Source organism: Microbacterium sp. B35-30 (genome assembly GCF_010634855.1).
GTDB lineage: Bacteria > Actinomycetota > Actinomycetes > Actinomycetales > Microbacteriaceae > Microbacterium.
Map to the genome: position 1 here is coordinate 60,335 of NZ_MWLQ01000030.1, position 9,303 is coordinate 69,637.

Below are 9,303 nucleotides of genomic sequence, written 5' to 3' on the forward strand. Positions count from 1 at the left end.
ATGGCTGTCGTCCAGGAGTTCGTCTACCGAGCGGTCGACCCGCGCGGCGGGTCCGTCGTGAAGGGCACGATCGAGGCGGCCAGCGAGTCCGCCGTCACCGGCAAACTCAAGGCGCAGGGGCTCACCCCCCTCGAGGTCACGCTGAAGTCCAACACCGGGCTCAATCGCGACATCAAGCTGCCGGGAGCGACCAAGACCGTCTCGGCGCGCACGCTCGCCGTGTTCACGCGCCAGATGGCCGGCCTCATCAACGCCGGCCTGCCGCTCATGCGCACGCTGGCGATCCTCATCGAGCAGACCGACGACAAGCGCCTGCAGCCCGCGCTCGTGCAGGTGCAGGCCGATGTCGAATCGGGCTCGTCCTTCTCGGCGGCGCTCGCGCGGCATCCGCAAACCTTCCCGCCGCTGATGCTCAGCATCGTGAAGGTGGGTGAGGCCGGCGGCTTCCTCGGCAGCGCGCTCGGCTCGATCGCCGACAACTACCAGCGCGACGCCGAGCTGCAGAACAAGATCCGCGCCGCCGTCACCTACCCGGCCATCGTGCTGGTCATCGCGATCCTGGGCGTGCTAGTGATGGTGACGTTCGTCGTGCCGATCTTCGAGGGCATGTTCAAGGGTCTGGGGTCGTCGCTGCCGCTTCCGACGCAGATCCTCGTCACGATCTCGAACAACATGTGGTGGATGCTGCCCGCCCTCGTGCTCGTCGTGATCGTCGCGGTGATCTGGTGGCGCACCAATCGCCACACGCTGCAGTACCGGAAGGTCGTCGACCCGATCAAGCTGAAGATGCCGGTCTTCGGCAAGCTCACCACCAAAATCGCGGTCGCGCGGTTCGCCCGCAACCTGTCGATGATGCTCAACGCGGGTGTGCCGATCATCCAGGCGCTCTCGATCGTCGGCCAGGCGTCGAACAACTGGAAGATCGAAGAGGCCGTGCGCGACGTGCAGGAGTCGATCCGCCAGGGGCGCTCGTTCGCGGCGCCCCTCGCCAAGGCGGAGGTGTTCCCGGCGATGGTCCCGCAGATGGTCTCGGTCGGTGAGGAGTCGGGCACGCTCGTCGACATGCTGTCGTCGATCGCCGACTTCTACGAGGACGAGGTCGAGACGGCCACGGCCCAGCTCTCGTCGACCATCGAGCCGATCCTGATCGTCGGGCTCGGCATCGTGATCGGCGGCATGGTGATCTCGCTGTACCTGCCGATCTTCACCCTGTACGGCGAGCTCGCCCAGCAGGGGTAGCGGGCGGGCTCAGGGCGTTTCGTCTCGCTCGTTCCTCGCTCGCTCAACGACCGGGGGCGGCGTCGAGCACCGGTCGTTGAGCGAGGGAGCGCCAGCGACCGAGACGAAACGCGTCGAGCCGCTCGTGTGCGCCGGGTGCGGGCGTTTTCGTCTCGCTCGTTCCTCGCTCGCTCAACGACCGGGGGCGGCGTCGAGCACCGGTCGTTGAGCGAGGGAGCGCCAGCGACCGAGACGAAACGCGTCGAGCAGCTCGTGTGCGCCGGGTGCGGGCGTTTTCGTCTCGCTCGTTCCTCGCTCGCTCAACGACCGGGGGGCGGGGTCGCGGGTTTCGGTCGTTGAGCGAGGGAGCGCCAGCGACCGAGACGAAACGCGTCGAGCCGCTCGTGTGCGCCGGGTGCGTGCGTTTCGTCTCGCTCGTTCCTCGCTCGCTCAACGACCGGGGGCAGGGCGGGGCTCCGGGTCACACGGTGACGCGGAGCACCTCTTCGATCGTCGTGAGGCCCTGCGTGACCTTCGACCAGCCGTCCTGTCGCAGTGACACCATGCCCTGCTCCAGGGCGACCTGGCGGATCTCGCTCCCCGTCGCGCGGGTCACGACGAGCGTCTCGATCTCGTCGGACAGCGTCATGATCTCGTGGAGTGCGACGCGCCCGCGGTATCCGGTGCTGGAGCAGGCGGGGCATCCCACCGCCTGGTACAGCTGCGGGGGATCGGCCGGGTCGTGCGGAAAGCCCAGAGCGGTCAGCACTTCGCTCGTCTCGACGAGCGGCTCACGGCACCGCATGCACAGGCGGCGCGAGAGGCGCTGGGCGATCACGGCCGACAGGGCGGTGGCGACGAGGAACGGCTCGCAGCCGATCTCGGTCAATCGCGTCAGGGCTGAGGGTGCGTCGTTGGTGTGGAGAGTCGACAGCACGAGGTGACCCGTCAACGCGGCTTCGATTGAGATGTTCGCGGTCTCGAAGTCGCGGATCTCGCCCACGAGCACCACGTCGGGGTCGGAGCGGAGGATCGACCGCAGCGCCGTCGCGAACGTCAGGCCGGCGCGGTTGTTCACCTGTACCTGGTTGATGCCGCCGATGCGGTACTCGACCGGGTCTTCGACGGTGATGACGTTGATCTTCGGGTTCGCGATCGAACGGAGCGCCGTATACAGCGTCGTCGACTTGCCCGAACCGGTGGGGCCGGTGGCGAGGATCATGCCGTGAGGCTTCGTGATCGCCTCGCGGAACCGCTTCTCGTTGGTGGGCGAGAACAGCAGGTCACGCATCCCCATGGTCTGACCGGTGTTGTCGAGGATGCGCATGACGATCTTCTCGCCCCACACGGTGGGAAGCGTCGCCACGCGGAGGTCGACGGTGCGGTTCTCGTGCGTGACCGAGAGGCGGCCGTCCTGCGGCTTGCGCTTCTCGGCGATGTCGATCGACGACATGATCTTCAGGCGCGAGATGATGCCGTCCTGGATCGCCCGGTCGGCCTTCTGCATCTCGTGCAGCACGCCGTCGATGCGGAACCGCACAGTGAGCTGCTTCTCGCCCGGCTCGACGTGGATGTCGCTCGCACGGTCGTTGATCGCCTGCGCGATGAGCAGGTTCACGAAGCGGACGATCGGTGCGGTGTCGTCCTGCTCTTCGAGGCTCTCGGTGAAGGCGGTCTGGTTCGCCTCGCTCGACTCCTCGATCGACGTCGAGAGCTCGCTGAGCTCCTCGTCCGAGCGCAGGAACCGCTCGAACATCTGCGTCAGCGCGTCCTCCGCGACGACGACCGGTTCGACGAAGAGATCGGTGATGCTGGCCACGTCGTCGAGGGCGACGATGTCGGTCGGGTCGAGCACACCCACGGTGAGTCGTTCGCCGCGGAGGTCGACGGGAATGAGACCGTACTTGCGGCACAGATTGCCGGGTACCAGCCCGACCACGTTCGGGTCGAGCGGCATGTTCGCGAGGTCGACGTAGCGGTGCCCGGTGTGCAGGGCGATCGCCTCGGCGAGCTGCGCCTCGGTCACGAGCCTCGCGTTCACGAGTGCGCGCTGCAGCTCCGGTCCATCACCCACCTCCGCCATCGCGGCGGACACATCGGCGGCTCGTACGGCTCCGGTGAGCACGAGCGTCTGTGCAAGACCTCTCACGGCAATTCCCCAATCCCCACTGGACATACTATGTGCCGCGCGTCAAGCCTGGGCGGGGTGGCTCGGCGCACTCGATAGGGTGGCGCCATGGCGGACCTGATCGCGAGGCTGACGGCCTGGGCCTTGTCCCTGCGACTGGTGCGGATGTGGCTGCACTACGCCGAACGCCGCGGTCCCATGCTGTCGGACAGCATCACCTACCGCTCCCTGTTCTCGGTGTTCGCAGGGGTGCTCCTCGGCTTCTCGTTCGCCGCGGTCTGGCTGCGGGACAACCCCGCGGCATGGCAGTCGCTGGTGGAGGCGGTGGATGCCGCGATCCCGGGCCTCGTCGGTGAGGGCGGGCTCGTCGACGTTTCCGACATCGAGGCGCCGGCAGGGCTGACCGTCGCTGGGATCATCGCCCTCGTCGCCTTGCTCGGAGCCGCGATCGGTGCGATCGGATCCCTCCGCGTCGCGATCCGGACCCTCGCCGACCGGGTGCACGACGACGTCTTCTTCGTCTGGGTGCTGCTGCGCAACCTGCTGCTCGCCATCGCCATCGGCGGCGGCTTCGTGCTCTCGGCGGGAGCGACGTTCGTCGGCACCTCGTTCGTCGGCGCGGTGCTCGACTGGGCGGGGATCACGCAGGACGGCTTCGCGGAACTCGCCACCCGCGGCGTCTCGATCCTCGTCGTCTTCGTGCTCGACATGGCCGTCGTCGCCCTCGCGTTCGTCAGCTTGAGCGGCGTGCGCGCGCGTCCCCGCGCGCTGTGGTCGGGGGCGTTCTTCGGCGCTGTCGGACTCACCGTCCTCCAGCAGCTGTCGGGACTCTTCGTCGCCGGCGCCGGCTCGAACCCGCTCCTCGCCACCTTCGCCAGCCTCATCGCGCTGCTGCTCTGGCTGAACCTGTCGGCCCAGGTGATCCTGCTGGCGTCGACCTGGATCATCGTCAGCGAGCGCGAGCATGTCGATCGCGTCCGCGAGCGGTTCGGCTCGCCGACGTTCGTGCTGCGGCGGGTGCGGCAGGCGGAGGATGCCGTGCGGGTCGCCACCGAAGAGCTCGAGCACGCTCGTGCCGACGCCGACAAGGAACGCGCCGCGCGGCAGAAGGCGGCGGAGGAGAAGGCAGCGGAGGAGAAGGCGGAGGACGAGAAGGCGGGACGGTCGAAGTCGAACGCGGGCACGGCCGGAGAGGGGCGGTCGTGACGGAGCGCGCGCCGACCTTTACCGCCGAGCAGATCCGCGCTGCCGAACGCCCCCTGCTCGACGAGGGCGTGCCCCTCATGCAGCGCGCCGCCGCCGCCCTCGCGGGTGTCATCCGCGATGAGCTGGCGACGCCGCAGACCGACCCGACGACGACGGGCGCGCTGGAACCGGTGGCCTCGGACGACCCCGGCGATCCGCGCCCCCGGGTGCTGATCCTCGTCGGCAGCGGCGACAACGGCGGCGACGCACTCTACGCCGCCGTCCAGGTGACCGACGTTGCCGACGTCGACGTGCTGCTCGTCTCCGACCGCTTCCACGAGGCGGCCCTGGCGGCTGCCGTCGGCGCGGGTGTGCGTCGGGTGGATGTCACCGAGATCGCCGACGTCGGGCGCCACTACGCCCTCGTTGTCGACGGCATCCTGGGCATCGGAGCCTCGCGCGAACCTGCTTTGCGCGGCACCGCGCGGGAGGCGGTGACGGCGCTGCTCTCCATTGAGCAGAGCGGCGGGCGGATGCCGCGGGTCGTGGCCGTCGACATCCCGAGCGGCCTGCACCCCGACACCGGCGCCGCGGACGACGTCGTGCTCCCGGCATCCGTCACCGTCACGTTCGGCGCCGTCAAGGCCGGACTCGTCCGCGGGTGCGGGCCCGAATACGCGGGAGACATCCTGCTGGTCGACATCGGGCTCGGCACGGCGTTGGCGGCCGCTGAACCGGTCGGCGAGGCGACGGTATCCCGAGTCGTGGCGGCGCCGGCGGACTGAGAGTCGGCGCCCGAGACCCGGCGCCCGACCTCAGGGGTGCTACTCGCCCTCGTCCTCGCCGCCGCCGTTGTTGCCGGGGAAGTCGGGGGAGTCCTTGTCATGGCCGAAGGCGTTGCCGCGGCCGTTGTTCCCGGGTCCGTCGGCGGCCTTGTCGTCCTTCGCGTCGCGGTTGCCCGGGAGGTCGGGGGAGTCCTTGTCGTGCCCGAAGGCGTTGCCGTTGCCGTTGCCCCGGCCGTTGCCTTGGTCTTCGTTGCCCTTGTTGCCGGGGAAGTCGGGGGAGTCCTTGTCGTGCCCGAACGCGTTGCCCCGCCCGTTGCCAGGTCCGTCGTCGGGCGCGACCTCGGTGGACCCCGGGAAGACCTGGGGAAGTGGTGCGCCGGCGGCGACGCTCGGCACGACGATCGCGGCCGCAGCCACGACGGCGATCGCGGCACCCGCGAGGAGTAGCTTCTTCGAACCCATGACACACCTCGTTTCGGGCGGCGGAGGCAGCCGGTGCCCGGAGCGTACCACCGCGGGGGCGGCCCTGCGAAGGGCTCGGCTCAGCGGGCGTAGCGCGTGACGAAGGTCCGCAGCATGCGGCTGGGGTGGGAGACCGCTGCCCGCCGCACCGCGGCGAGGGTGAGCTCGAGCTCGTGGGCGGCGAAATAGCCGTGACCGGCGTAGGCGTGGATGCGCGTCGTGATCCCCTCGACGTCGAGCTCGGGGTGAAACTGCGTCGCGTACACGTTCTCGCCGACCCGGAACATCTGCACCGGGCACCCGGGCGATGAGGCCAGCAGCGTCGCCGAGGCGGGCAGCTGCGAGATCGCCTCTTTGTGTCCGACGAAGGCCTCGAAGGTCGCCGGCATGCCTTCGAGCAGGGGATCGGATGCCCCAGCCGAGGTTGCCGTCACGGGCACCACGCTGATCGCCTCGCCGTAGCGACGATCGATCACCGCGCCCTGGTGGGCGCCGAGCGTGCCGATGCCGTAGCAGGCGCCCAGGAACGGGAAGTCGTGCGCGACGACCTCGTCGAGCAGAGCTGCGAACTCGGCCTCGACGCGCCGCTGCACCGCCGACTTCTTCTCGGGTGGGTCCGACGCGTTGAACGGCCCGCCGCCCACGAAGATGCCCGACAGCTCGTCGAGGTCGAAACGCGGCATCGGCTCCGCCTCGAGCCGCACCCGCACGAGCTCGTCGGGCGCGAGGCCGGTGTACCGCAGGAAGAGCGCGTACTCCTCGTCGGCGGGCACGTCCTCGCCCCGGGTCGCGAGGAGGACGAACGGCTTCACCGCACCAGCCTACGTGCGCGGGGCCGGGCGTTTCGTCGCGCGGGTTCCTCGCTCGCTCAACGACCGGGATAAAGGTTTCGGTCGTTGAGCGAGGGAGCGCCAGCGACCGAGTCGAAACGCGCCGGGCTGACGTGGTGCGCCGGGTGCGGGCGTTTCGTCTCGCTCGTTCCTCGCTCGCTCAACGACCGGTCCCTCACCCGCGGTCGTTGAGCGAGGGAGCGCCAGCGACCGAGTCGAAACGCGCCGGGCCGACGTGGTGCGCCGGGTGCGGGCGTTTCGTCTCGCTCGTTCCTCGCTCGCTCAACGACCGGGGGAAGCGGGAAGACGGATGCCCCGGCCCGGCGCAGTGCGCCGGGCCGGGGCATCCGTTCGCCGTTGTGTCAGTCGCCGGCGCTGAACGCGTGCGTCCAGGTCGACACCGCACCTGCGGCGACCGCGAAGCCGGCCTTCGGTACCGCCGTCACGCGCACCTCCGACCCGGCGGGGACCTTGACGAGCGGCTTCTCGGCCTTCACGCCGTTGACGTAGTAGTCGAACGACGGGTCGGGCGCGACCACCACATGGTCGGATGCCGAGCCGCTCGGGTTCACGAACTTCGGCTCGCGCGGGGTCGCCGCGGTCGTGCGAACCGGCACGTTCGCGAACTCCATGTCGCTGGCCAGGTAGTAGCTCGTGTACGACGGCTGGTTGTAGGTGGTGTTCTGGCGGGCGGCCTCGGCACGGTACTGCACATCGTGCATGAGCGTCGGCAGCTTGTGCGTCGTCACCTCGGTGCTCGTGAAGATGCGCAGCGCGCTCGAGTCGGCGGTGCGCACGAGCAGCTCCTCACGCCAGTCGCCGAGCACGTCGGCGACGAGTGACGGATTGCCCTTCGTGCCGTTGTTCGTGCGGGTGCCGTCGGCGGTGAGCAGGCGGCCGCGCGTCCAGTCGTCGATCGTGACGTTCTGGTCGCCGCTGCCGTTGACGATCTGCGTCGTGAGGTCGGCGGCCCAGCGGATCGACTGGTTCGTGCCCGGGATCGTCGAGCCGAGGATGTCTCCGGTCGCGCTCAGCAGGCCCGAGGCCTCGGTGCCGCCCGGCATGCTTGCCCAGGCTTCGATCCCCGCGACGTCGGGGCGCACGTCGCCGATCATGCTGCGACCCGTGTCGCGGCCCGAGTACGCGCCGAACAGCACCTCGCCGGTGGCGGCATCCCTCATCGCCGAGCCGTAGGGAGCGAACGTGCCGCCCTCGTGCGCGGTCCAGATCTCGAGACCGGGACGATTCGGGTCGATGTCGGTCACGTGCATCGCATCGCCGTGGCCGAGGCGCACGTTCTCACCGGGGGCGGCGCTGCCGGCGGGCAGCGTGTCGAACGAGCTGTACAGCAGCCCGCCGTCGTCGTCGATGGTCGCCGCGCCGTACACGATCTCGTGCTTGCCGTCGCCGTCGACGTCGGCAGCGCTCAGCGAGTGGAAGCCCTGCGTGGTGATCTTGCCGTACACCGGGTCGGTGCCGTCACGGCCGTGCGGGCCGTCGTTGAACGGGTTCGTTATCGGCACGTGGCCGCTGTCGACGAACCAGCGGGTGCTGAGGTGCTCACCGTCCCAGTCGTACGCCGCGATCGTCGAGCGCGTGTAGTAGCCGCGGGCGAAGATCGCCGACGGGTGCGTGCCGTCGAGATAGGCGACCCCGGCGAGGAAGCGGTCGACGCGGTTGCCGGGCTCGATGCGCGCCATCGCGTAGTCGCCCCACAGCAGTCCGTCGTCGTCGCGGCCCGGCTCGTAGCGGACGGTTTCGAGCTCTTCGCCGGTCGCCGAGTCGAACACCGTGAGGTACTCGGGGCCGTCGACGATGAACCCCTCGAAGGTCGTGAGGTCGTTGCGGGCGCTCCGCGACGGAGCGTAGGTGGTGATGAAGTAGTCCACGAGCTCGGTGGCCGACGCCTCCGAGAGCGGGTACTCGTGCGCGACCGGGATGCCGAACGCCTCCTCGAGCGTCGCGGGCCAGTTGCCGGCGACGACTTCGGGATGCTCCGACCACCCTTCGAACACCTCGATGAGGTGCCGGCGGTAGTCCGCGGCGCTCATGCGGTAGTCGTCGGTGGGTTCGTACCCGGCGGCGAGGTCCTCGGCGAGCATCGTGATGTTCACCGGCGCCTGAGCCGTGCCGTCGGCGTTGTAGCGGGTCGAGGTCGTGCCCGGCGCCGTCTTGAGCATCGTCTCGGACCGGCCGTCGCCGTCGAAGTCGTAGACCATGAACTGCGTGTAGTGCGCGCCGGCCCGGATGTTGACACCTAGATCGATGCGGTTGAGCAGCGTGCCGTCGAGCTCGTACGTGTCGACGTACACCGCGCCGGTGTACCCCTTCTGCGACACGTCCTTCGAGTTCGACGGATCCCACTTCACGACGAACTCGTACGCGCCGTCGCCGTCGACGTCGGCCACCGATGCGTCGTTCGCCGAGTACGTGAACGCCTCGCCCGCGGGGGTGACGCCGTCGGCGGGCTTCTGCAGCGGCAGGTCATAGAACCCGTCGCCCCACACCGACGCGGGAGCGGACTGCTCGCCCGTCACGTCGTGCCACGCCGGGGCGACCGTGTAGATGGATGCTGCAGACCCGGCCGGATCCGCATAGTTCGTGCTGTCGTCGACCGTGGCGATGCGCTCCCCGTCGCGGAACACCGCGAACGACGGGCCGCTCACGCCGGTCTCGGTCGCCGGCCCCGCCTCGG

General features: G+C 69.6%; 7 protein-coding genes. 3 read left to right on the top strand and 4 right to left on the bottom strand.

The annotated features are described in order from the left end of the window. Entirely contained in the window at window positions 1-1,239 is a 1,239-nt protein-coding gene (locus B2K11_RS16370; protein ID WP_163619789.1) for a type II secretion system F family protein, read from the top strand. Between the two features lie 460 nt (window positions 1,240-1,699). Here the strand turns inward: B2K11_RS16370 and B2K11_RS16375 are convergent, their stop codons facing one another. Further along, window positions 1,700-3,367 (bottom strand): ATPase, T2SS/T4P/T4SS family, encoded by a 1,668-nt coding sequence (locus B2K11_RS16375; RefSeq protein ID WP_163619791.1) that lies wholly within the window; start codon window positions 3,365-3,367, stop codon window positions 1,700-1,702. An 87-nt stretch (window positions 3,368-3,454) separates the two neighbouring features. Between B2K11_RS16375 and B2K11_RS16380 the strand changes: the two genes are divergently transcribed. Both B2K11_RS16380 and B2K11_RS16385 read left to right on the top strand, forming a co-directional pair. After that, window positions 3,455-4,552: a YihY/virulence factor BrkB family protein gene (locus tag B2K11_RS16380; protein ID WP_163619793.1), complete on the top strand. Its 1,098-nt coding sequence runs from the start codon at window positions 3,455-3,457 to the stop codon at window positions 4,550-4,552. Beyond that, window positions 4,549-5,316 carry an NAD(P)H-hydrate epimerase gene (locus B2K11_RS16385; RefSeq protein WP_239526165.1) on the top strand — a complete coding sequence of 256 codons (768 nt, stop codon included), beginning with the start codon at window positions 4,549-4,551 and terminating at the stop codon, window positions 5,314-5,316. The genes B2K11_RS16380 and B2K11_RS16385 overlap by 4 nt, the downstream gene beginning before the upstream one ends. A 39-nt stretch (window positions 5,317-5,355) precedes the next feature. On the opposite strand, the gene B2K11_RS16390 is transcribed toward B2K11_RS16385, so the two are convergent. From B2K11_RS16390 to B2K11_RS16400, 3 genes are all read right to left on the bottom strand, one after another. Next, the gene (locus B2K11_RS16390; protein WP_163619795.1) at window positions 5,356-5,778 is read right to left on the bottom strand and encodes a hypothetical protein; all 423 of its coding nucleotides are present in this window, start codon (window positions 5,776-5,778) and stop codon (window positions 5,356-5,358) included. An 80-nt stretch (window positions 5,779-5,858) separates the two neighbouring features. Next, window positions 5,859-6,590, bottom strand: coding sequence for a glutamine amidotransferase (locus tag B2K11_RS16395; protein WP_163619797.1), 732 nt, complete (start codon window positions 6,588-6,590; stop codon window positions 5,859-5,861). A gap of 380 nt (window positions 6,591-6,970) precedes the next feature. Continuing rightward, a partial coding sequence (locus tag B2K11_RS16400) for a rhamnogalacturonan lyase (RefSeq protein WP_163619799.1) occupies window positions 6,971-9,303 on the bottom strand: 2,333 nt, incomplete at its 5' end.